At 57.8% G+C, this 20,902-nt stretch carries 26 protein-coding genes and 2 pseudogenes; 24 read left to right on the top strand and 4 right to left on the bottom strand.

The features are described from left to right. Window positions 1–96: 96 nt before the first annotated feature. The gene (groL, locus tag ARCT_RS0104350) at window positions 97–1,734 is read right to left on the bottom strand and encodes a chaperonin GroEL (protein WP_027238971.1); all 1,638 of its coding nucleotides are present in this window, start codon (window positions 1,732–1,734) and stop codon (window positions 97–99) included. Window positions 1,735–1,778: 44 nt separating this feature from the next. Then, window positions 1,779–2,066 carry a co-chaperone GroES gene (locus tag ARCT_RS0104345; RefSeq protein WP_027238970.1) on the bottom strand — a complete coding sequence of 96 codons (288 nt, stop codon included), beginning with the start codon at window positions 2,064–2,066 and terminating at the stop codon, window positions 1,779–1,781. Window positions 2,067–2,317: 251 nt separating this feature from the next. Here ARCT_RS0104345 and ARCT_RS0104335 point away from each other — a divergent pair. Together ARCT_RS0104335 and ARCT_RS28595 are read left to right on the top strand one after the other, a co-directional pair. Next, a protein-coding gene (locus ARCT_RS0104335) for an IS3 family transposase (RefSeq protein ID WP_154665302.1) occupies window positions 2,318–3,489 on the top strand; the annotation gives its coding sequence in 2 pieces (ribosomal slippage) (window positions 2,318–2,549 and window positions 2,549–3,489; 1,173 coding nt in all). 54 nt (window positions 3,490–3,543) lie between these two features. After that, window positions 3,544–3,645: pseudogene (locus ARCT_RS28595) on the top strand (Crp/Fnr family transcriptional regulator); the annotation flags it as partial. Window positions 3,646–3,889: 244 nt separating this feature from the next. Here ARCT_RS28595 and ARCT_RS0104325 read toward each other — a convergent pair. Further along, window positions 3,890–4,315: a hypothetical protein gene (locus ARCT_RS0104325; protein ID WP_027238967.1), complete on the bottom strand. Its 426-nt coding sequence runs from the start codon at window positions 4,313–4,315 to the stop codon at window positions 3,890–3,892. A 272-nt stretch (window positions 4,316–4,587) separates the two neighbouring features. On the opposite strand from ARCT_RS0104325, the gene ARCT_RS0104320 reads away from it, so the two are divergent. From ARCT_RS0104320 to ARCT_RS0104275, 12 genes and pseudogenes are all read left to right on the top strand, one after another. Continuing rightward, window positions 4,588–4,902 (top strand): hypothetical protein, encoded by a 315-nt coding sequence (locus ARCT_RS0104320; RefSeq protein ID WP_036784383.1) that lies wholly within the window; start codon window positions 4,588–4,590, stop codon window positions 4,900–4,902. Next, a complete protein-coding gene (locus tag ARCT_RS0104315) occupies window positions 4,899–5,243 on the top strand; it encodes a hypothetical protein (RefSeq protein WP_027238965.1) in 345 nt (114 codons plus the stop codon). Before ARCT_RS0104320 ends, ARCT_RS0104315 begins: the two co-directional genes overlap by 4 nt. A 127-nt stretch (window positions 5,244–5,370) precedes the next feature. After that, window positions 5,371–5,496 (top strand): hypothetical protein, encoded by a 126-nt coding sequence (locus tag ARCT_RS28775; protein ID WP_276202236.1) that lies wholly within the window; start codon window positions 5,371–5,373, stop codon window positions 5,494–5,496. A gap of 69 nt (window positions 5,497–5,565) precedes the next feature. Continuing rightward, window positions 5,566–5,769, top strand: a complete 204-nt coding sequence (locus ARCT_RS28590) for a hypothetical protein (RefSeq protein WP_240476242.1) — start codon at window positions 5,566–5,568, stop codon at window positions 5,767–5,769. Continuing rightward, on the top strand, window positions 5,766–6,752 hold the full coding sequence (locus ARCT_RS28850; protein ID WP_322786401.1) for a hypothetical protein: 987 nt from the start codon (window positions 5,766–5,768) through the stop codon (window positions 6,750–6,752). Before ARCT_RS28590 ends, ARCT_RS28850 begins: the two co-directional genes overlap by 4 nt. A gap of 78 nt (window positions 6,753–6,830) precedes the next feature. Continuing rightward, a complete protein-coding gene (locus ARCT_RS25395; RefSeq protein ID WP_322786400.1) occupies window positions 6,831–7,331 on the top strand; it encodes a transglutaminase-like domain-containing protein in 501 nt (166 codons plus the stop codon). 133 nt (window positions 7,332–7,464) lie between these two features. Continuing rightward, the gene (locus tag ARCT_RS27835; RefSeq protein ID WP_154665301.1) at window positions 7,465–7,602 is read left to right on the top strand and encodes a hypothetical protein; all 138 of its coding nucleotides are present in this window, start codon (window positions 7,465–7,467) and stop codon (window positions 7,600–7,602) included. A gap of 76 nt (window positions 7,603–7,678) precedes the next feature. Continuing rightward, window positions 7,679–8,173 carry a hypothetical protein gene (locus tag ARCT_RS0104290; RefSeq protein WP_027238963.1) on the top strand — a complete coding sequence of 165 codons (495 nt, stop codon included), beginning with the start codon at window positions 7,679–7,681 and terminating at the stop codon, window positions 8,171–8,173. A gap of 168 nt (window positions 8,174–8,341) precedes the next feature. Then, window positions 8,342–8,482: pseudogene (locus ARCT_RS27445) on the top strand (transposase); the annotation flags it as partial. Between the two features lie 129 nt (window positions 8,483–8,611). Further along, window positions 8,612–8,905, top strand: a complete 294-nt coding sequence (locus ARCT_RS0104285) for a phosphopantetheine-binding protein (RefSeq protein WP_051360540.1) — start codon at window positions 8,612–8,614, stop codon at window positions 8,903–8,905. 203 nt (window positions 8,906–9,108) lie between these two features. After that, window positions 9,109–9,540 carry a hypothetical protein gene (locus ARCT_RS0104280; protein WP_154665300.1) on the top strand — a complete coding sequence of 144 codons (432 nt, stop codon included), beginning with the start codon at window positions 9,109–9,111 and terminating at the stop codon, window positions 9,538–9,540. 2 nt (window positions 9,541–9,542) lie between these two features. Next, on the top strand, window positions 9,543–10,889 hold the full coding sequence (locus ARCT_RS0104275) for an AMP-binding protein (RefSeq protein WP_027238960.1): 1,347 nt from the start codon (window positions 9,543–9,545) through the stop codon (window positions 10,887–10,889). 36 nt (window positions 10,890–10,925) lie between these two features. Here the strand turns inward: ARCT_RS0104275 and ARCT_RS25390 are convergent, their stop codons facing one another. After that, window positions 10,926–11,717, bottom strand: a complete 792-nt coding sequence (locus tag ARCT_RS25390) for a lysophospholipid acyltransferase family protein (protein WP_036784379.1) — start codon at window positions 11,715–11,717, stop codon at window positions 10,926–10,928. Window positions 11,718–11,922: 205 nt separating this feature from the next. On the opposite strand from ARCT_RS25390, the gene ARCT_RS0104265 reads away from it, so the two are divergent. The 10 genes from ARCT_RS0104265 (at window position 11,923) to ARCT_RS0104215 (ending at window position 20,901) form a co-directional block, all read left to right on the top strand. Next, window positions 11,923–12,657, top strand: a complete 735-nt coding sequence (locus ARCT_RS0104265) for a class I SAM-dependent methyltransferase (RefSeq protein ID WP_027238959.1) — start codon at window positions 11,923–11,925, stop codon at window positions 12,655–12,657. Between the two features lie 18 nt (window positions 12,658–12,675). Continuing rightward, on the top strand, window positions 12,676–13,434 hold the full coding sequence (locus ARCT_RS0104260) for a glycosyltransferase family 2 protein (protein ID WP_027238958.1): 759 nt from the start codon (window positions 12,676–12,678) through the stop codon (window positions 13,432–13,434). Continuing rightward, on the top strand, window positions 13,431–13,832 hold the full coding sequence (locus tag ARCT_RS26965; protein ID WP_051360539.1) for a hypothetical protein: 402 nt from the start codon (window positions 13,431–13,433) through the stop codon (window positions 13,830–13,832). Before ARCT_RS0104260 ends, ARCT_RS26965 begins: the two co-directional genes overlap by 4 nt. A gap of 332 nt (window positions 13,833–14,164) precedes the next feature. Further along, window positions 14,165–15,094, top strand: a complete 930-nt coding sequence (locus ARCT_RS0104245; RefSeq protein ID WP_154665299.1) for an LpxL/LpxP family acyltransferase — start codon at window positions 14,165–14,167, stop codon at window positions 15,092–15,094. A gap of 46 nt (window positions 15,095–15,140) precedes the next feature. After that, entirely contained in the window at window positions 15,141–15,599 is a 459-nt protein-coding gene (locus tag ARCT_RS0104240; protein WP_027238956.1) for a hypothetical protein, read from the top strand. Next, window positions 15,596–17,791, top strand: a complete 2,196-nt coding sequence (locus tag ARCT_RS0104235; protein WP_027238955.1) for an MMPL family transporter — start codon at window positions 15,596–15,598, stop codon at window positions 17,789–17,791. The genes ARCT_RS0104240 and ARCT_RS0104235 overlap by 4 nt, the downstream gene beginning before the upstream one ends. Next, entirely contained in the window at window positions 17,788–18,978 is a 1,191-nt protein-coding gene (locus ARCT_RS0104230; RefSeq protein WP_027238954.1) for a beta-ketoacyl-ACP synthase, read from the top strand. Before ARCT_RS0104235 ends, ARCT_RS0104230 begins: the two co-directional genes overlap by 4 nt. Continuing rightward, complete coding sequence (locus ARCT_RS0104225) at window positions 18,975–19,766, top strand: beta-ketoacyl synthase chain length factor (RefSeq protein ID WP_027238953.1); 792 nt, start codon at window positions 18,975–18,977, stop codon at window positions 19,764–19,766. Before ARCT_RS0104230 ends, ARCT_RS0104225 begins: the two co-directional genes overlap by 4 nt. Then, window positions 19,763–20,188 (top strand): hotdog family protein, encoded by a 426-nt coding sequence (locus ARCT_RS26960; protein ID WP_154665298.1) that lies wholly within the window; start codon window positions 19,763–19,765, stop codon window positions 20,186–20,188. The genes ARCT_RS0104225 and ARCT_RS26960 overlap by 4 nt, the downstream gene beginning before the upstream one ends. Further along, window positions 20,185–20,901 carry an SDR family oxidoreductase gene (locus tag ARCT_RS0104215; RefSeq protein ID WP_027238952.1) on the top strand — a complete coding sequence of 239 codons (717 nt, stop codon included), beginning with the start codon at window positions 20,185–20,187 and terminating at the stop codon, window positions 20,899–20,901. Before ARCT_RS26960 ends, ARCT_RS0104215 begins: the two co-directional genes overlap by 4 nt. Window position 20,902: the final 1 nt, after the last annotated feature.

Below are 20,902 nucleotides of genomic sequence, written 5' to 3'. Positions count from 1 at the left end.
TGATCCAGATTGCTGTTTCTGATGCTGTTCTCGTCTTTGGTCTTTGTCAGATTGCGATTTGGCGCCCCAAGGGCCCTGCCCAATAGACGTGGGCGCTCACATCATCCCGCCCATACCTCCCATGTCGGACATTTCGGTTCCGGTACCGGCCTTGTCGGGCTTTTGCGCGACCATCGCTTCGGTCGTGATCAATAGCCCGGCAATGGATGCGGCGTTTTCGAGTGCGATCCGGACGACTTTCGTCGGATCGATGACACCGGCCTGCAACATGTCGCCGTACTCTTCGGCCTGCGCGTCGAAACCGAAGCTTGGGCTCTCGTTCTCGACTACCTTTCCGACGACGACCGATCCGTCGACACCCGCGTTGCCGGCGATCTGGCGTAGCGGCGCCTGGATCGCGCGGCGGACGATCTTGATGCCAGCGTCCTGATCAGTGTTCTCACCCTTCAGCGTCGCCAGCACCTTGCCGGCATGAATCAGGGCCACGCCGCCACCGGGCACGACACCTTCCTGAACGGCGGCGCGGGTTGCGTTCAAGGCGTCATCCACGCGGTCCTTGCGCTCCTTGACTTCGATTTCGGTCGCCCCGCCCACTTTGATGACGGCGACGCCGCCAGCGAGTTTCGCAAGACGTTCCTGCAGCTTCTCCTTGTCGTAATCCGACGTGGTGTCTTCGATCTGCGTGCGGATCTGAGACACGCGCGCAGCGATGGCCGCCTTGTCGCCCGCTCCGTCGATCACTATCGTTGCGTCCTTTGTGATGGTGATCTTCTTGGCGACACCCAGCATGTCCAACGTGACGTTCTCGAGCTTAATTCCGAGTTCGTCTGAAATGACCTGGCCGCCCGTAAGAATTGCAAGGTCTTCCAGCATCGCCTTGCGACGATCACCAAAGCCAGGTGCCTTGACGGCCGCGACCTTCAAGCCGCCGCGAAGTTTGTTCACCACGAGCATGGCGAGCGCTTCGCCATTGATTTCTTCGGCGACAACCAAGAGCTGCTTGTCCGCTTGCATGACAGCTTCGAGCAAGGGCACCATCGGGGCCAGCGAGGTCAGTTTTTTCTCGTGTAGCAGGATAACGCAGTCTTCCAGTTCGACGACCATCTTCTGAGCGTTCGTGATGAAATAGGGGCTCAGATAGCCGCGGTCGAACTGCATGCCCTCGACCACTTCGGTTTCGGTCTCCAACCCCTTGTTTTCCTCGACGGTGATCACGCCTTCATTGCCGACCTTGGCCATCGCATCTGCGATCTGACGACCGATCGAGACTTCTCCGTTCGCCGAAATGGCGCCGACCTTCGCGATCTCGTCGCTGTCGCCGACGGGTCGGGACATGGTCTTGATCTCGGTCACAACCGCAACGACGGCCTTGTCGATCCCGCGCTTGAGATCCATCGGGTTCATGCCGGCCGCGACCGACTTCATGCCCTCCCGGACAATCGCGTGGGCGAGTACGGTGGCGGTCGTGGTTCCGTCGCCAGCTTCGTCATTGGTGCGCTGCGCGACCTCCTTGACCATCTGCGCGCCCATGTTTTCGAAATGGTCCGACAGCTCGATTTCCTTGGCGACGGTCACACCGTCCTTGGTGATGCGCGGCGCACCCCAGGATTTGTCAATGATGACGTTTCGGCCCTTGGGGCCGAGGGTGACCCGCACGGCATTGGCCAGCGTGTTGATGCCTTTCAGCATACGGTCGCGGGCATCGGTACTGAATCTGACGTCTTTGGCGGACATGATTGGGTGCTCCTGAGAATGAAATTACGGCGTCGCTGTCGGGGTCAGGTCATGACGCCGAGAATGTCGCTCTCCTTCATGATCATGAGGGTTTCGCCGTCGAGCTTGATTTCGGTTCCCGACCATTTTCCGAACAGGATCTGGTCGCCCGCCTTGACGTCCATGGCGATGCGTTCGCCATCCTCGTCCATGGCGCCGGCGCCGGTCGCGACGATCTCGCCTTCCTGCGGCTTCTCTTTTGCGGTGTCGGGGATGATAAGCCCGCCTGAGGTCTTCGCGTCGCCTTCAATGCGGCGGACGAGAACCCGGTCGTGGAGTGGAGTGAACGTCAATTAAGTGCTCCTTCTTCGGATGTCCAAGGGAGCATGGCGATGTTCGAAGGTGCACTGGCACTCGCCATACCGGAGTGCCAATGTCATCTATGTGATGGCTCAGCAGGGGTTCTACAATAGCGTCTCAAAGAATATCTTCCGGCTTCCAATCAACAGATATCCATAAATCCTCCCGCAGGTCGTCGAAGTGGACCTGTCGCGGTTTGATGCCGCTCCTTTGATAGCATTTACTGCAACAAAGGAGATGAACTATGGGACTGAAACGGACGGACGAATTTCGCCAGGATGCGGTGCGGATAGCACTGACCAGTGGGCTAACGCGCAATCAGGTAGCTGATGACCTAGGTGTGGGCATGTCGACGCTGAACAAATGGATCACGGCATACAGAGACACGGGTGTGGTGACGAAAGAGGATTTAGGCCTCGCCCAAGAGAATGACCGGCTTCGGCGCGAGAACCGCATTCTCAAGGAGGAGCGGGAAATCTTAAAAAAGGCCACGGTGTTCTTCGCGAGCCAAAAGCCGTGAGGTTTAGGTTCATTGAGGAACACCGATCTGCGTTCTCTATCGGCCGGATGTGCGGTGTCATGGGGGTCAGTTCACGTGGGTTGCGGGCATTCCGCAGTCGCCCTGCCAGCCGCAGACAACGGTCCGACCTGGTCACGCTGGCGCATATCAAAGAACAATCCCGTCTCAGCCTTGGCAGTTATGGCAGGCCGCGCATGACTGAGGAATTGAAAGAGATCGGACTGGTTATTGGTCATCGTCGCGTGGGTCGCTTGATGCGCCAGAACGGCATATCGGTCATCAGAACGCGCAAACACAAGGTGACTACAGACAGCAATCATAAGTTCAACATCGCGCCGAACCTGTTGGACCGGGACTTCAACGCTGATGGGCCAAACCAGAAGTGGGCGGCCCCTCTCGGGACATTTCCTACGGAAATACCCTGCCGGGCAATGGACATCAGCTATATCTGGACGCGTGAAGGTTGGTTGTATCTCGCTGTGATACTGGATCTGCATTCAAGGCGCGTGATCGGCTGGGCGGTGAGTAACAGGATGAAGCGGGACCTGGCGATCCGTGCGTTGAACATGGCAATAGCCTTCCGGGGGCCGCCGAAGGGCTGCATCCATCACACGGATCGCGGATCGCAATATTGTTCGCACGACTATCGACAGATCTTGCGACAGCACGGCTTCAAAGTGTCCATGAGTGGCAAAGGCAATTGCTACGATAACGCTGCAGTCGAGACGTTCTTCAAAACCATCAAGGCCGAACTGATTTGGCGGCATTCATGGGAAACACGGCGGCAGGCCGAGATGGCGATCTTCGAATACATCAACGGCTTCTACAATCCGCGCCGCCGCCATTCAGCACTGGGCTGGAAAAGCCCTGTCGCCTTCGAACGAAAGGTGGCTTAAACGAGCACGTGGAGCGGCACGAAAGCGTGACAGGTCCAAAGCCCGACTTCACAGGCGTCGAGCCCACGCTTGGCGACCGCCATACTCTGGGCGGCGTCAAGGGACGAAGCGATGGTCGTGGAGCATCTTGTCGGGATCGGTCGGCGTGATGCGGACGTGACGACGGAGCGCCAGCCGGTGCTCTGCTTTAGATGGGTCCAGATCTGGTCACCCTGGAGGATGCCGGGCGGATAAGGGAAAATCATCACGGCGTTGTCTGCTGTTGTCGCCCGCGCGTGGTCCGCGCCACTGGTCCAGAAATGTTCCTCCATGTCCCAGAGAACGCTCTGTTCGCGCGGCGATAGCGTCCCGGTCTTGTGCGCAGAATGACCCATTGGCGTCGATGTCTGAGTGGAAACGGTCATTCGCCTGACCCCGGCCTGCCAACCATGAACATCTGAAACAGCACAAAGATGATCGCGAGTGCAGCCCAGATCGCGCCGTTTTTGCCCGGACGACCAACGGCCACCGTCGAGGCAGCCCGCTTTGGGCTGCCTGACGCCCGGCCTTCGGGAAGCAGCTGGCTAAGCTCATGTGCGACCTTGCCGTGATCGCTTGCAAGCGTGGGAACATCCGGAAATCGAGCAAGCAGCTTTCCCAACCGTGATCGCGCAGCATCGCGCCCCAGCGCGACCAGCTCAGCGGTTTCTTTCCATGGATCGAAGCCGAGCCGCGCGAGCGTGGAGAGGACCGTCACGACATATCCGTTTCGATCCTCGCCGACCGACGCATGGAGAAACCGATCAAACTCGGGCGGGTGCGGGTTAAGGACATTGGGTGCGGTCATCGTCGTTCCGTTCCTTGATTGCAGGAACGCAGATCGCCCCTGTTTCCCAAAGGATACGCGCAGGTCGGTCTCGTCGCCCTTACACAGGTCAGTGCGGACGACTGCGCCCGGGAAGGTCGCAGCTGTTTCGGCGCCGGGGACTAACATGTGTCAGCGCCAGACTAACGATCACGAGGTACAAGAGAATTAATCGTTCGACTGGTCAGGCCCGCACTCCAAGGGACCGTCGACAGTGATGAGCGACGGACCTGCCAACATCGCGGAGAGCAAAGATGACCATGCGGTCGAGCAGATCGACGGTGACGTTTTCAAACCCGTTCACCTTGTCGGGTTACCCGGGCGATTTGCCTGCGGGTGACTATGAAGTTCTCGTCGAAGAGGAGCTTCTCCAGGGGCTGAGCTTCGAGGCTTACCGACGAACGGCGACCTACCTGACAGTGCGCGGTAGGGGCGGTCATGCGGGACGTTCCGAGTTGAGGGTCATTTTTGAAAAAGACCTGAAAGAGGCGCTGAGCCGGGATGCGGCCACAATCAAAACGAACAATCACAGCGATGCGGCGCTTTCCCCGCAGGAGGACTTGAAATGAATACTCCCGAATGGCTTAAACCCGGTATCTATGGTGCCGTGATCGGCGCTGTCTTCGTCGGCGTCGTCGGATTTTCGTGGGGCGGCTGGGTGACCGGCAGCACCGCGAATGACAGGGCGATGGCGATGTCCCGCGGCGATGTTGTCGCCTCCATGGTGCCCGTCTGCCTCGACATGGCGCGGTCAGACCCGGCTCGGGCGGACAAGCTTGCAACGATCCGGGCAACCTCAACCTACCAGAGGCGCGACGCGCTCATGGCGGCGGGCTGGTCGACCATGCCTGGAACCGATGCCCCGAACCGCGACATCGCGCAGGCCTGTCTCGCGGAACTCGAACTCTGAACGAGACAAAGCAAACCGACCTCGTTTTGGGGGGGGCGCAGCAGGCCAGACACAAGCGAAAGCTCTTGCATGTCCGGCTTCGGAGCCGACCGATCTCGAACCGCGCGTGCTGGCCCATGAACGGATCTTGCAGGCCCTGATCGCCTACATGGCCCGTACCGAGCCGCGTTTCGTCGATCACCTGCGAGAACGGTTCGTGGAGCCGATGGAATTGACCCGGCATGAACATGACCATCGCGAAACCGACGATTAAGCGGAAGAATTCATTCGCGCCGTGATGCTCCTCGGAGAAGCGCGCGCGCCCAATGCGAAGGAGCTGGAAATGACCGACATCAAACCCCTGCCGCCGAATAGCAGAGAGGGACAGGATTTTTCAATGAGCCGACCGGCGCAGCGGGGTGGGGTTCAGGTACGCGAACGAAACGGCATCTGGGAGGTGCAGGTCGATGGCAAGTTCCGCGGCGACTACCTCCAGAAGGAACATGCTCTTGCGGCCGCGGCTTTGCACAAGTTGTCCCTCCGATGACCGGCAGCACCCGCCCGACCGTCCAGCAGGACTTCCCGATCCAGGTGGCCGAGAACGAAGGCATGCCATCGAGATCCAACTCGAGGGGCTCCCCGCCACCGCCCGCGCCCACTCGACGGCTGACCGGAACGCTCACGCTTGGGCTATCGAAAACTCGTGCGGAAACCGGCGACCTCTGGTCCGCCAAGGAGCAAGCGGCGATGAGATATCCCCTCGCGAGGATGATCGCGAGAACGGCAGTCATTTCCGGTGTGATCGCGTCTTTTGCCTTCTCCGTTCTTGCGCAGGATGGCTCCGGCCCGATGCCGCAAAACGCTCAGGCGCGCAGCTATGGTGGCGGCTGGATCTGCGAACTCGGTTACCGGGTAGAGGGCGCCGAATGCCTGGCTCTCGATATCCCTGAGAATGCCTATCCGACCGGGCGCTCCTATGGGACAGGCTGGGAGTGCGGTCGTGGGTATGAGGAGGTGAACGGAACCTCCTGCAATTCGATCCGTGTGCCCGCCAATGCCTTCCTCCGGTCCTACGGCAATGATTGGCAATGCGAACGCGGGTACCGGCAGGAAGGCGACGGATGTTTGTCCATCGTTTTGCCCGAGCATGCCTATCTGACAGAAGACAGCTCGGGGACGGGATGGACCTGCGATCGCGGCTACGCGGTCGTCGCACGGACTTGCATGCCGATTGCCGTGCCAGCGAACGCATATCTGACCAACGCAAGCTATGGCGCTGCCTGGGTTTGCGAGCGAGGGTTCATCAAGATCGACGACCGGTGCGACGCCATTGTCCTGCCTGAAAACGCGTTTCTCGACCAAGCATCCTATGGACCGGGCTGGCGCTGTGATCGAGGATTCGAGCCGCTGGGCCGCGCCTGCGTCGCTATCGATCTGCCTTTGAACGCATATCTCGACCGATCCGGAAACCGGTGGAGTTGCAATCGAGGCTACCACCTCTCCGATGGGACATGCATCCTTGGAAGATAGAGGCGACAAGACGATGCGCCACCGTGTTGCCGACATGCGCGTCAGCACGCGGTTCAGGATCTGCCTTTCGAGACCTTGGTGTTCCTGCAGGGCAGCCGGTACTGCGATACCGACCTTCTTTCGGAGGAGGCGTGGCGTCTTTTCGAGTCCACGAACCCCGGATGGTCACGCGTTCAGGCGATCTGCGATTTCGTGCACGGGCATGTCCGCTTCGACTACATGCAGGCGAATGCGACGCGCTCTGCATCGCAAACAATGGCTGAGCGACAGGGCGTCTGCCGCGATTTTGCCCATCTCGCTATCGCCTTGTGTCGCTGCATGAACATTCCGGCACGTTACTGCACCGGATATCTGAGCGACATTGGTGAGCCTCTCCCGCATCTGCCTGGAGACTTCGCCGCATGGATTGAGGTCTTTCTCGCTGGTGAATGGCACATGTTCGACCCGCGCAACAACAAACCGAGATTTGCGAGAATTCTGATCGCGCGCGGCCGCGATGCCGCCGATGTGCCTTTGACCCAGACATTTGGGGAAAACACTTTGAGGGAGTTCAAGGTCTGGACCGATGAACTGGCCTGACGGGCCTTGTTTTCCTTTGCGGTGCACCATCGTAAATCGGGTCGCCAGTCCCCATATAGTTAATACCGATGCAAAGTATCCCGGTCCGGCACGGACGAGGAATTTGGCGTCGGCCAATCAAAGGATCGATAACATGTCCTTCAAGGACCTCACCGCCAGGGCCGCGGCCGCAATGAAGCCGAAGCCTGCCAAAACATCAAAAGCACCTGCCAAGGCGAACGCGCCCAAGGCCGCCGACACGGAAGCACCAGCGAAAACCAAGACATCTTGAGAGATGCACGAGCCACGCGCCCCTACCTCAAAGGGGGCGCGGACCACTTGCAGCAGCCGCATGGAGGAATACGCCGATGGAAGACATGACAAGCAAGACCATCGCGGTCTTTTCCCGACCGTTCACCGTTCCAGGCTTTGCCGAGACGCTCCCGGCGGGAGAGTACGAGATCGAAACGGAGTTGGTTTCACCCCCGGATCAAAAGGATCCCGCAGCCTGGAAAGCCTCCGTCCTGGTGAAGCTTCATCCCCGGACATCGCATCCCGGGCTTGCGCGGGCCCTGACCGTTTCCCTTGTCGACCTCGACCACGCACGCGCCAGGGACAAGCTGACGGGCAGAGCGTTGTCCGACTTCTTTCTGGAGGAAATGCTGGCCGATCCGATGGTGCGTCTTGTGATGAAGGCTGACGGCGTTTCCGAGGCATATCTGCGAAATCTCTATTCCGGGCTCCGGACGCCCCAGTCCGACATGGATGTGCCGGACCCAAAGCCGGCGCACCAAGGAGCGCGCGAAAATGCGTCGATCCAGGCTGCCGAAAACGAAGGCATGCCCTCGCGACCGGAAACGTAGCCAGCCTCGCGAACGTGCCTTGTAGCAGAACAGATATGACGGCGACCAAGGCCATTGCCGCGGTGGCAGCGCCGGACAGCGCGCCGCGTAATCAAACCAACCAGATGAGCCAAACCCTCTCTTAGTTTAGGCCACCTTTGGACCCAAAAACTCTGCCGAAGGACAGGCCGCTACAAACGCCGGAACCGGATCGAGATCATGTTCGGGAGGCTGAAAGATTGGCGGCGCGTGGCAACACGAAACGACAGATGCCCGAAGGTCTTCCTGTCAGCCATCACACTCGCTGCACTTGTCATTTACTGGCTATGAGTCCAGAGCCTAGAGTAGAAAGCTCGCCATTTTTGGCTGGACCTTGCGACGCCCGGCGGATAGTCAATTCCTGCCAAACAGGCCATGGCGAAATCTGCTTCGGGGCAGTGCCAAAAGAATGGAGCAGACATGTCAGTAACCCAACTTGCGGATCAGAGCGATTTCAAAAAGCTGCAGCTTGAAGTTGCTGAATTGATTGTGAACGCCTTGGTTCTGGATGACGTGACTGCTGCGGAAATTGATTTTGATGCTCCCCTGTTTGGTGAGGGCCTTGGGCTTGATTCCATCGACGCCCTGGAAATCGCCTTTGCCATCAGCGAGACCTATGGCTTCAAGCTGCGCTCCGATGATGAGCGCAACGAAGAGATTTTCTCTTGCGTCCGTGCCCTCTCCAGTCACATCGCGGAAAACCGGAAGACGTGAGCCACAATCCAGCAGGCTGGCCTCCTCATCTGAAGGGCGCGGTTACGGCTGCCTTGCTTGTCTCCTGCTGGCTGTTTGCTTCACCTCTGCTGAATGCCGTCTTCATTCTGTTTACCCTGCATGTCTTCTCGCTGTTTTTGCGTGACACCTGCGGCCTGCAAAGGGCCAGGCTGATCCTGCTTGGTATCGGAGGGCCTATCGGGGTGCTCCTGGCGTTCTGGAAGCAAGGTCTGCAATTCACCCCCTATCTCGCCGTCATCGCGATCAACCTCAGCATGGCCTATGTCTTTGGCCACAACCTGCTGCGAGGACGGCCCAGCGTTTTGCTCCAGTTCGTCACATCCGCCCATTTGGGACCAAGCCCATCCGCTGAATTCATCGCCTACCTAAGGCAACAATGCGGCGTCTGGCTGGGCATTGGCCTGTTCTCAGCAGGCTTGGCCCTGCTTGCACTTGTGGCGCCCCCCCTGCGTTCCCTGGCCAGCATCGTTTTAGTCACGCTCCTGGTTGCACAGGCACTATGGTTTGTCATCTCTCATGAAATTGCCCGCATTCGGTTTAGTCGGACGGAAACCTGGCAACGCTCCCTATCTTTGATACTCCGGCGCGACACCTGGGAAAAATTGGATTTTTGAACATGTACGCAGCAGAAAGAAAACTGTTCTTTTCAAAAGATGGCGTTGTTGATCAAAAGCAATTCGTCACGGATCTTGCGGCCTTGCGTCGTCGATTGCAGGGGGCGGGTTCGATCTGCAACCTGTTCCAGGACCGCTATCAGTTCGCCCTGGGCATTGTCGCCGGGTTGCTGAACAGACAGGCCATTATCCTGCCGCCTTCGCTGGCACCTGAAGCGATCCGGTCCTCGATTGCCGATGCCCCTGCCCCGTTCATTCTGAGCGACAACGCAGATCATGACGCACTCGCTGCCCGCCTGGCTTCTGAATATGGGCAGTCCGAACAGGTGGAGAGCTGGGATTATGCAGCCTTGCTGCAAGACAATCCCACAGAAATTCGTGTGTATAGTTCAGGTTCGACCAAGCAGCCAAAATGCAATGTCAAAACCTGGAAGATGCTGCGTGGCGGTGCAGCAATTACAGATCAGATCATACAGGATCTGGACGCGCAGCCGACAGAGATTGGTCTGCTGGGCACCACGCCGCATGGTCATATGTACGGGCTGGAGGCCACGATTTTTGCCACGCTTGGCTTTGGCCATGCCACCTATCGGGACACCATTTTTTACCCGGCGGACCTTGAAGCGGCGATTGAAGCGGCGCGCGCTTGCGGGATTTCCAAACTTGTGCTGATCACCAGCCCTGCACATCTGCGGTTTCTTGAGGCGGCTATATTGGCCGCGCCGGAAATCATCTGCGTGCTCTCTGCCACCGCGCCGTTTCCTCGGGCCCTGGCTCAGAAACTGGCCGCCAGAGAAAATCTAAAGGTCATGGAGATCTACGGCAGCACCGAGACCGGTTCTATGGCGCTGCGGCAAACCGCATTTGAGGAGGCCTGGAGTCTCTCGGCTGGGTTTGAGCTGAAAAAGGCGCAAGCAACCTGCCTGGCGACCGCACCGCATCTGCCGGACCCTATCGCGCTGGAAGACGAGATCGAGCAACATCCGGATGGGCGCTTTACCCTGCTTGGCCGCGCCGGCGACATGGTGAGCGTGCGTGGAAAACGGAGCCAGCTTGCCGCCCTGAATGCGATCCTTTCGGAGGTCGCAGAGATATCCGATGGGGTTTTCCTGCACGCCAAGCGCGGCGAGTCAGACGCCTTGGCCATTGCGGTGGTTCCACACCCGGGCAGTTCACTGTCTGAAGCACAGATACGCAGCCTGGTGCGTCGCCACCTTTTACTGCATCTCGACGCGGCCTTTGTTCCCAAAAAGCTGCTGTTTCTACCTGAAATTTCCCGCTCTGCCACCGGGAAGATAACCCGTGCGACAACAGTAGATCTGTTGAAGAAGGCCGGGATGCTGAACTAGCCTGTTGTGAGCGCCCATAGACTCAGGCCCGCAGGTTCAGGTCTCGCACGCCTGAACTTGAGGGCCCAACAATTTGGCCGCTTCCGTGCGAACAGTTTCTTCCAGCTCCGTTGCAAATTCATTTGGGCCTTTGCCCGCTTCGATGGGCGGCAGAAACCGAAGGGTGATTTCCGCAGGCGGTTTTGTCGAATAGCCCGATGGCCAATGCAAACCTGAATCCGTCACAAAGGGTACAACCGGCACGCCGCAGTGTTTGTACAGGATTTCAAACCCCCGCGCATAGGGGCGTGTTTCCCCGATAGGAACGCGGGATCCTTCTGGAAAAATGACCATGCTCCTGCCCTCACGGATCGAGGCCTTGCCCTCCTTCAACAGGCGGCGGATGTTCTTGCCGGGGGTATCAGGATCAATGGGCGTCATCGGAGCATGTTTCAAACCCCAACCAAACACCGGAATAGTCATGGCCGCGCGCTTGGTCACCATATTCACATGGGGCACCAGCACCGTCATCATCACGGATTCCCAGGCGGTAAGGTGATTGCCCATATAGATCACTGGCCCGGTAGGAATATGTTCCTGACCTTCGATCTTATAAGTCACCCCTAGGATGTATTTTGCCCCATAGATATAGCCACAGGACCAAAATCGTAGCAACCGACGTACCAACACAGGCGTGGGTCGCCAATGCAGGTAAATAATGATGCAAGCCCCGGCGCAAATACTGACCAGGAAGACAAAAACCTCATAGACGCGGGTTCTCAACCAAGCAGCCAAATAGGGCAAAAGTCGCTTTGACTGAACGGTTTCTTCGCGGGCTAAGGTATCCATGACTTCTATCAGCTTACTTCAGGTGCAAAACCGTCTATACACGTTGAATGTAACGCGACAAACTACTTTCGAAATCACTTGGCTAGGCAGTTTTGGTACGATGCAGGGCTGGGTGGTTTGAATTCCTTACTGGTAAAAGTTGCGCCGAAGAGCCAAAAGCCTAATTCGAGAGTTTTGGGAAAAATCTAGACGCAGGGTCTTATTAATGTCCGACGGCAACAAACCAATCGTAGTTGGTGAGTATTACGAGTCACAGGCAGAAAAGCAGGCCTTCCTGCGTCAGGTGTTTGACGACACCGCCAAAAACTATGAGGCCATCGCAAAATGGGGCTGGTTCGGCTCTGGCGACTGGTATCGCCGCGAGGCCCTGCGCCGCAATGGTGTGACCTCCGAGATGCGCGTTCTTGATGTTGCCACAGGCACCGGTCAGGTGGCACGGGCGTTGATGACCATTCTGGATGACCCTAAACAGATTGAATGCGTTGAACCCTCGGCCGGCATGATCGCAGAGGCCAAGAAACGTGTTCCGGTGACCTTCCACCAGTCCACGGCAGAAAGACTGCCCGTAGAAAGCAAAAGCTTCGACTTTCTGACCATGGGCTTTGCCCTGCGTCATGTGGACAGCCTCGATGACAGTTTTACAGAATATCACCGCGTTCTGAAAGACGGCGGCAAGGTGCTGATCATGGATGTGACAGTACCAGAAAAAGCCATTCCCAAAGCCCTGTTCCGCCTCTACTTCAAACACATTTTGCCCACAGTCGCGATGATCCTGACCAGAGACCGGAATGTCTTTCGCCTGATGCGCTATTACTGGGAATCCATGGATCAGATGGTGCCAATCGAAAACGTCTTGGACAGCCTGCGCAAAGCCGGGTTCACGACGGTCGAGCACAACTTATTGCTGGGCTGTTTTTCTGAATATGTCGCGCGCCGCTAGCAAAGATTTCGAACGCCCATGACCAAATCCTTTGCACTGATCCCGGCGCATAACGAGATCCTGACCGTGCGGCAGGTGGTCGAGGAAACCATTCCTTTGGTGGACCGGGTGATTGTGGTTGATGACGGTTCAACGGATGGCACAGCGGGTTCCTTATCCGAGACCAGTGCCGTTGTGCGGCGCCACGACATCAACCTGGGCAAGGGGGATCGCCTGGTCGAAGGCTTCCAGGCGGCAATTGACCAAGGTGCAACTGCGGTAATCGTGCTGGATGCGGATATGCAGCATGACCCTGCGGATATCCCCAAATTCCTCGCAAAGCATCAGGAAACGCCCCTGGCCATTGTCATGGGGGATCGCTCCGCCGATATGGAAAACATGCCTGGGACCCGCCGCAAAGGCATCAAATTCGGCAACTTCTTTATTGGCTGGGCCTGTGGCCGCAGGATTAAAGACGCCCAATGTGGCATGCGGCTCTACCCGGCGACCGCCTTGAAACGCCTGGACATCCCCAAGCGCCATATCGGGGGGTTCAAGTTCGAAACCGCCGTGTTGCTCCATGCCGCGGAAAAGGGCATTTCCTTTGAATATGTCCCCCTCAAAGCCCGTTATGAGGGCTTTGTCCTCCGCCCGAGCCATTTTGACCCCCTGCGTGACTTCATGCGGCTTTTTGGGCTCGTCACGGAATTCCTACTTCTTAGAGGCCTGCGCCCAATGGGCTTTTTGAAGGCCTTGGGACTTATTGACCAGAAACATTATCGAGGAGAGACGAAATGAAACTTTTGACCTATGCCTTCTTGGGCGCCTTTGCCCTGCAACCGCTGACAGCGACAACTGCCGCAGCTCTGGAAAAAATCCAGACCTCCTTTGTTCAACTCAGCGAGGTGACATCAAAAAACACCACGATCCGTGGTGTAGAAAACGCCCTTAAAACATGCAGCTCGGCACGTGGCTGGAAGTTCAGCCGTGTAGCACCAGGCAAATTGATCGGCCAACTGACCGTGCGCGGAAAACACTATGTTGAAGTCGACGTTGAATACAGCAGCCAGGTCTTCAAGATCTCTTACCGGGACTCGAGGAACATGAAATACAACGCCGAAAAGAACACCATCCACAAACGCTACAACAGCTGGATCGAAAACCTAACCAACGATGTGATCTTTTGCCTGAAGTGATCCATGGCAATTCAATCTGGCACATCCGCACGGAGATTTGGTTGTGCAGCTGACTAGATCCGATGGTATTGATCCCAAGTCAGATTTCTTGGACGGCCATTTCCCCGGGAACCCTATTGTTCCCGGGGCGGTTCTGTTGGGTCTGGCAGAACAGGGATTACGCGACATCGGATACGAGATTAAATGCGTCCAACGCATGAAGTTTCTGCGCCAACTGATCCCAGATCAACCTTTTGATATCACGGTCGAAATAGGGAGTTCCCTTGCCAAACTGACGTGGAGCTCGGGGACGGAGACCCTGGCAAATGCGCGGGTAGAACTGCGTCCTACCGATGGCTGAACAGGCATCACGAGGGGAGCAGGCTTCCAGCTGGACCAAAGCCCGAGAAGCTGGGTCTTTGTGGCAGCTGAGATTCATGCGGCTACTGGCAACCAGGCCACCAAGCCTCATTTACGTGCCTTTGCTCTGGGTGATATCGCTGATCTTTGCGATCGACAAACGGCGGCTGAGTACCCGCGCCTCGATCGCTTTTCTCACCCGCATTCTAGGCCGCACACCAACGCTATCCGAACGCATGCGGCACGCCAGGACCTTCAGTCATGCCTTCTTTGACCGGGTTCGGCTGCTGGGGCGCGGGGTTGACCAGTTTACAGTGTCAATGCGCGGTGCGGAGCCTATTCAAGAGCTCGTGAAGCAGGGCAAAGGGGCCGTGTTGCTGGGCGCGCATTACGGTAGTTTTGAGGCGCTCAGAGCGCTGGATCGTGAACTCCCGGGCCTGTCGGTTCGCTATATGATGTTCACAAAACACGCCGGGAAAAGCACCCGTGTGCTGGAGGGGATCAACCCGGAGGTCAGCGAGAAAATCATCGCGTTGGAGAATGGGCCGATGGCCATGATCCAGGTCTCTGACGCCCTGAGCAGCGGCGAGTTTGTGGCCATTTTGGGAGATAGGCTGCCCGATGCAACGGTGCGTGCAAAACAGGATGTTTCCTTTCTGGGCGATGATATACAAGTGCCAATATCACCCTACCTGACTGCAATGGCAGCCAGAGTTCCAATAATCCTCAGTTTCGCCAGATGGGAATCCAGAAACCACTATGCCGCTGAATTCACGCCGTTCTATGATGGGGCACCTGTGCCACGACCCGAGCGCGCCAAAGCCGCCGCACGCATGGCGCAGGACTACGCAAAAGCTCTTGAAGGCTGGTGCCGCGTCGATCCTTTTAACTGGTTCAACTTCTTCGATATCTGGCGCCGCTGAGCCGAACTGTTCGCTGCCCGCCCCCGCAACGCTTGAGACCGCCTTGATGGCAGAACCCATTTCTGTGGACGGCTCAGTTGCCTACACGGAAACTATTGCACATCCGGCCTTTGGCACTGCGGTCCAAAATAGCGGTGTCTTTGTCTTGACCCGCGACAAATTCCTGTTGCGACGACAAACCATGCCCAAAGCAGAAGAGATGATGATCGGCCCCAAGACCATCACCATCCAGCGTGACGGAACAGAGATCACCCGCGCGATCCCGAAGCGTATGAATGGGTTTTTCACTGTCCTACAGGCGGCGGTGTTCAATCAGGGCATTTCTGAATTACCCCCGCTGCCCCATAGGATCACCTCCACGACAACTGGCTGGACCGCACGAATTTCGTTACGCCAGAGCGGCGGCGGCAGCATTGTCTTTTCCGGCTGTGGTGAGGTCTTGCAGGCCATCGACCTGGAAATGGCAGGCAATCAAAACCGTCAAATCAGGTTTTTGTCGCAATGATGCGGATTATCCTGGCTGTTCTTGGCTTGATTGGGGTGATGTTACTCCTGGCTCCCTGGGTAACGATCAGTTCCGACACCGAGGCCTTGGTCATCGGGGACAATGCCGGGCTTCCCTCTCTCACTGACGGGGCTGGGCTGGATGTGCTTGTCGCCCTAAGCCACCCCCAGGTCGCCCAGCGCAACAAAGCGGCAAAAGCAATTGCACAGCACCTGAGACAAGACACGCTGGTAAGTGAAGTCCTTGTCACCACCCCGGCCCCCTCGGAGGAATTTGACAACTGGATCTGGGAGAACCGGCTCCAGTTAGCCCCCCCTGATCAGATGGATCTGACAAACCAGCGCATGGCCCGGCGGCTCACCGAGGCAAAAGAGTATTTTTCCGATGCCGCCAGTATAGTGTTTGGGGACCGCTTTTTGCGTGACCCCACTGGCAGCTATTGGCGTATTATCAAACGGTTTGAGAGCCCTAAAGGCGCCTTCCCGGTCGAAGACGGGGTTTGGCAATCCAGCGACAACTCTGCTGCAATTCTGCATATCCGCCTGGCACAGCACCCCTTTGACGCCCGGGCGATAAAGGATTGGTCTGTGGCGCTGCGTGACCTCGCAGCACAAAAGGGCGTGACTGTGCATCTGCTGGGGGTCCGGGTCATCGCCGCCGAGACCACCCAGTTCAATTCCGCAGCCTCGGCGCGGGCCTCAATATTGGCCAGCGTGCTTTTGGTTCTTTGGCTGATCTGGTCGCTACGCTCCGTTCTTCTGGTGGTGCATGCCTTTCTCCCCCTCGCCCTGGGTGTGGCTGCAGCAATTGGTGTGGTCAATCTGGTATTTGGCTCGGTGCATATTGTTGCCCTGGCCTTTGGTGGCGTTCTTTTGGGATTGGCGCTGGACTATCCGATCCATGTCATGGCCCATCACGGCAACCGCCGCAGCAAGGCCAACAGGTTGATCCTGCTGGGCGCCGCAACCACGGGGCTGTCCTTTTTGGCCATGGTTGGCTCACAGGTTCCTGCCCTGGTTCAAACCGGGATCTTTATTTTGGTTGGGCTATCCGTCGCCGCCATTACATCCGTCGTGATGCCCGTGCCGAGAAAGGCAGAAATCAGGGGCGTCGCGCTGAGCGCCTTTAGCTTTTACCTGCCTGCCAAGGCCTGGGTCGAGGCCACGCTCATTGTGGCGGGTCTCGTCACGGTGGTATTGTTCAATCGACAGCCCCCCATTGCCCTGTTTGAACCGCCAGAGCACATCCGCTCTGAGCTGGCTGAGCTGAATGAAAAACTGGATCTGCCCTCCAGCACATATGCCATCGACGTAGCGGGCGAAACGCTGAGCGCGCTTCTTGAAAACGAGGTGCAACTGGCAGCAAAACTGGATCAGGCAATCGAAGACGGGGATTTGCAGTCCTATCAGATGCTCTCTCAATGGCTCGCGCCATCGCGGGCGCTTCGCAGCTCGGTTTCCGATTTCCATACCCAGGCCGAATTGGCGCTGGAACAGGCGGGCATGGCCGTCGCCTTTGCCGAGCAACAAACCCTCGAGTTTGAACGCGCCCTCCTGGCCCCGGGCCTGCAGCCGGAAGACCTGAGCAGGTTCCCGGAATTGCAGGGCCTGGCCAGGCGGCTTTCGATCTCGGAAGGGCGCTGGCAGGAAAGGGTTGAGCTGATATTGCCAAAGGGCCGCTCCCGGTTGGATCTTCCCATCACCACACCTGGCGCTGAGCTGGTCGATCTACTGGCCCCAATTCGCCAAACCATGACAGATCTGCGCCGTCGCATTTCCTTCTGGCTCTGTGCAGGGTTGCTCTGCGGTATGGGGCTGCTGGCTGTTGGGCTGGGTAGCCGGAGGGAAGCGTTGCGCATTTTCCGCACCTGCTGTGCGGTTCTGGGCGGCAGCGCCTGTATCATCATCGCGATTTACGGTGCGTTCAGCATCTTTCACATCGTGGCTATGGCTCTTGTTGTGGGAATTGGCGTGGATTATGATCTCATCCTGACCGGTACGAAGGGAGACAAAGACAGCAAGACCTCTGCCAAATCAGTCTTTGTATGCGCGGGATCCACCTTGATCGCCTTCCTTGTCCTCTCTCTCTCTGAAGTTCAGATCCTTCATCAGATAGGTGCAACAGTGGCTATTGGACTGATGTTGATGCTGTTTTTGACCCTTGCACAGACAAAGCGAAATGAAGACCTATGACGAATACACCAGGTGCCTCTGATATCGGCATTTCCCATAGCACGCTTGTTTCCTGCCTGGGCCGGGGACGTACTCCCCATGTGACCGCGCTACGTGATGGCACCTCCGGATTGCGCGAAGACCATAACCTGGACCTGCCCTTCAGTTGTTTTCTCGGTGAAGTTGATGACCTGACCGCCCTCTGCTTTCCAGTAGAGTTGAGCGCCTATGATAACCGGGCCAACCGCCTGGCCCTGGCCGCACTGGAAAGCGATGGTTTTTTTCAGGCTGCCCTGGCAACGCGGGAAAATTGGGGCGCGACACGCTGTGGCATTGTCGTGGGCACCTCCACTGCGGGCGTTGAGATGCTGGAACGTGTTTATCGCGCGCGCGATGATGACGCTCCAATGCCCGAAAGCTATTCGATGCGCCATCATGACAGCCAACAGGCCGTTGCGGCTTTCCTGCAGGACTATCTGGATTTCCAGGGTCCAAGCTATTCGATTTCAACCGCCTGCTCCTCCTCTGCAAAGGCCTTGGTAGACGCCTATCAACTCATCGAGGCCGGTCTTTGTGACGCGGTTCTGGTTGGCGGAGTCGACAGTCTCTGCCTGACTTCGCTCAATGGGTTTGAATCCCTGGAACTGATCTCACGCAGCCCCTGCAAACCCTGTGACAGCAACCGTGATGGCTTGTCCATCGGTGAGGCCGCAGCCTTTTTGATCGTCGAACGCGACAGTAAGAACAGCATCCGAGTGAGTGGTTTTGGCGAAAGCTCGGATGGAACCAATATGTCCACCCCTCCCGAAGACGGCGCCGGTGCCGCCGCAGCAATCCGTCAGGCGCTACAGCGTGCCGGCCTCACCGCAGGGGAAATCGACTACGTTAATCTGCATGGGACAGCCACGATTGTGAATGACGCCGCAGAAGCACAGGCCGTCAGCTCGGTGATCGGCGCTGACGTCCCCGCCTCCTCGCTGAAAGGCGCGATTGGTCATACCCTGGGCGCCGCTGGTGCCGCAGAGGCCGTGCTGAGCCTCTATGCGCTGGAAGAAGGCATTATTCCGGGCAACCCCGGCCTCGAACAATTGGACCCCAAAGTCCTGCCAAATGTCGCAGCGCAGTGCCGCAACGCGCCTTTGAAGCATGTCGTCAGCAACTCATTTGGCTTTGGCGGATCGAACTGCGCATTGGTGTTCAGCCGATGAACCATACACAGATCTTTGTAGATGCCGTTTCGCTGATCGCCCCCTCAAAAGAGAATACCCAGCCCCTGGCAAAATCCCTTGCGACGGCCAGTTTTGCGACCTTCCCCGAGGGCTGGAAACCCAGCCCCGAAAGCATCCCTCCCCGCGCCCATCGGCGCTACAGCCCACAAACGCTCCTGGCGATACAGGCGGCCGAAGACATCGCCCCAGCGCTGCCCGAGAATGCGGCCTGGGTTTTTGGCTCTGCCTATGGAGAAGGCGAAACCCTGCAACTGATCCTCGAAGCGCTGCGGGGCCCGACCATGGCGATCCGACCCACCCGGTTTCAGAACTCGGTGCACAATGCGGCCTCGGGCCAGTGGACCATTGCGCAGCGCATCAAAACTGCCGCCACCAGTATCTGCGGGGCCAATCATACGGCCGGTTCCAGCCTGCTGAAGGCCCTGCTGCAGGTGCAGTTGGAACAGCGCCCTGTTGGTGTTGTCCTGTTTGATGCGCCGCTACCTGCGCCACTAGATACATCACATCGCCTAACCTGCCCCGCCAGTGCCGGTCTGGCCCTGTCCAACAACCAAAGCCCCCAGTCCATTGCCAGCATTGCCTTTTCACTGGTGCAGCAGGCCGAAACAGCGCCCCAGAGCAGCTATGCCAAAGAGGCTCTTGCAACCCTGAATCCGGTGTTTTCCATCCTGCCGCTGTTTGAAAACGTGACGGGAACGGCCACTGGCAAGACAGTGCTTGGCCTCAATGGCAGGATGAATTTGAACCTGGAGGTGACAGCGCTGTGACCTTAAACGACGCATTGGAGCGCATGCCTCACAAGGGCGCGATGCGGCTGATTGATCAGATTACCGCAGTCAGCAAGGAAGAGATCCACTGTCTGGGCGTGCCGCATGGGGATATGGACTACCCGCTGCGGCTTCATGGTATCCTTTACACCGCCAACCTGGTCGAATTGGGAGCCCAGGCAGCGGCCGCCCATGCCTCGATTGGGGATTTAAAGGGCAACCACACCGGGTTGCTGATTGGTCTGCAAAACGTCACCCTCATGACCTCCACGGTTTCCGATTGTTCTGAGGCACTGCACATCACAGCCCGTCAGCTGCATTTTGACGGCAACGGTGCCCTTTATAACTTTGAGATCAGTTCACAGGGGCAAAAATATATCGAGGGGCGCGCGACCCTCAAGATGCAGGGAGAAGCAGAATGAAGCGGGCCTTGGTGGTAGGCGGATCCAGTCCGATTGGGCAGGCCGTGAGTAATGAGCTGGCCGCAATGGGGATGCATGTCTTTGTTCATGCAAACAGAAACCTGGATCAGGCGCAGGCCTGCGTGGACGGCATCACGGCAAATGGTGGCAGCGCTGAGGCACTGCAACTGGACATCCTGACCCCCGAGGCCGCCAGCCAGCTGGAGGCGCTTGCGACGGAGGCGCCGATACAGGTTGTGGTGCATTGCGTCGGCGGGCAGATCGACAAACCCTTTGCCGCGATGGAGTTTGACGACTGGAAGAATGTCATCGACCTCAATCTGACAAGCTTTTACACTGCTGTCCGGCCGCTGATCATGCCCATGCTGCGCAGCAGATGGGGGCGCATTATTGCGCTGTCTTCCCTGACGGCTGTACGCGGCAATCGCGGTCAGACCAACTACGCCGCCGCAAAGGGAGGTTTCCTGCCCCTGGTGAAATCCTTGACCCAGGAGTACGGCTCGCGTGGCATCACCGCCAATGTGGTGGCACCGGGACTGATCGACACCGTCGAAACGACCAAGCTTAGCAACTACGACGAATTGGTGAAAATGACGCCAGCGCGGCGCGCCGGCACAGTCGCGGAAGTTGCCGCCCTCGTCGGATATTTGGCGAGCGACAAGTCCGGGTTCATTTCCGGCCAGCAGATCAGCATTGATGGGGGCTGTTCCTAAG

The sequence above is a fragment of the Pseudophaeobacter arcticus DSM 23566 genome (assembly GCF_000473205.1).
GTDB classification, from domain to species: Bacteria; Pseudomonadota; Alphaproteobacteria; order Rhodobacterales; family Rhodobacteraceae; genus Pseudophaeobacter; species Pseudophaeobacter arcticus.
This window is presented reverse-complemented; position numbering and strand designations above follow the sequence as displayed.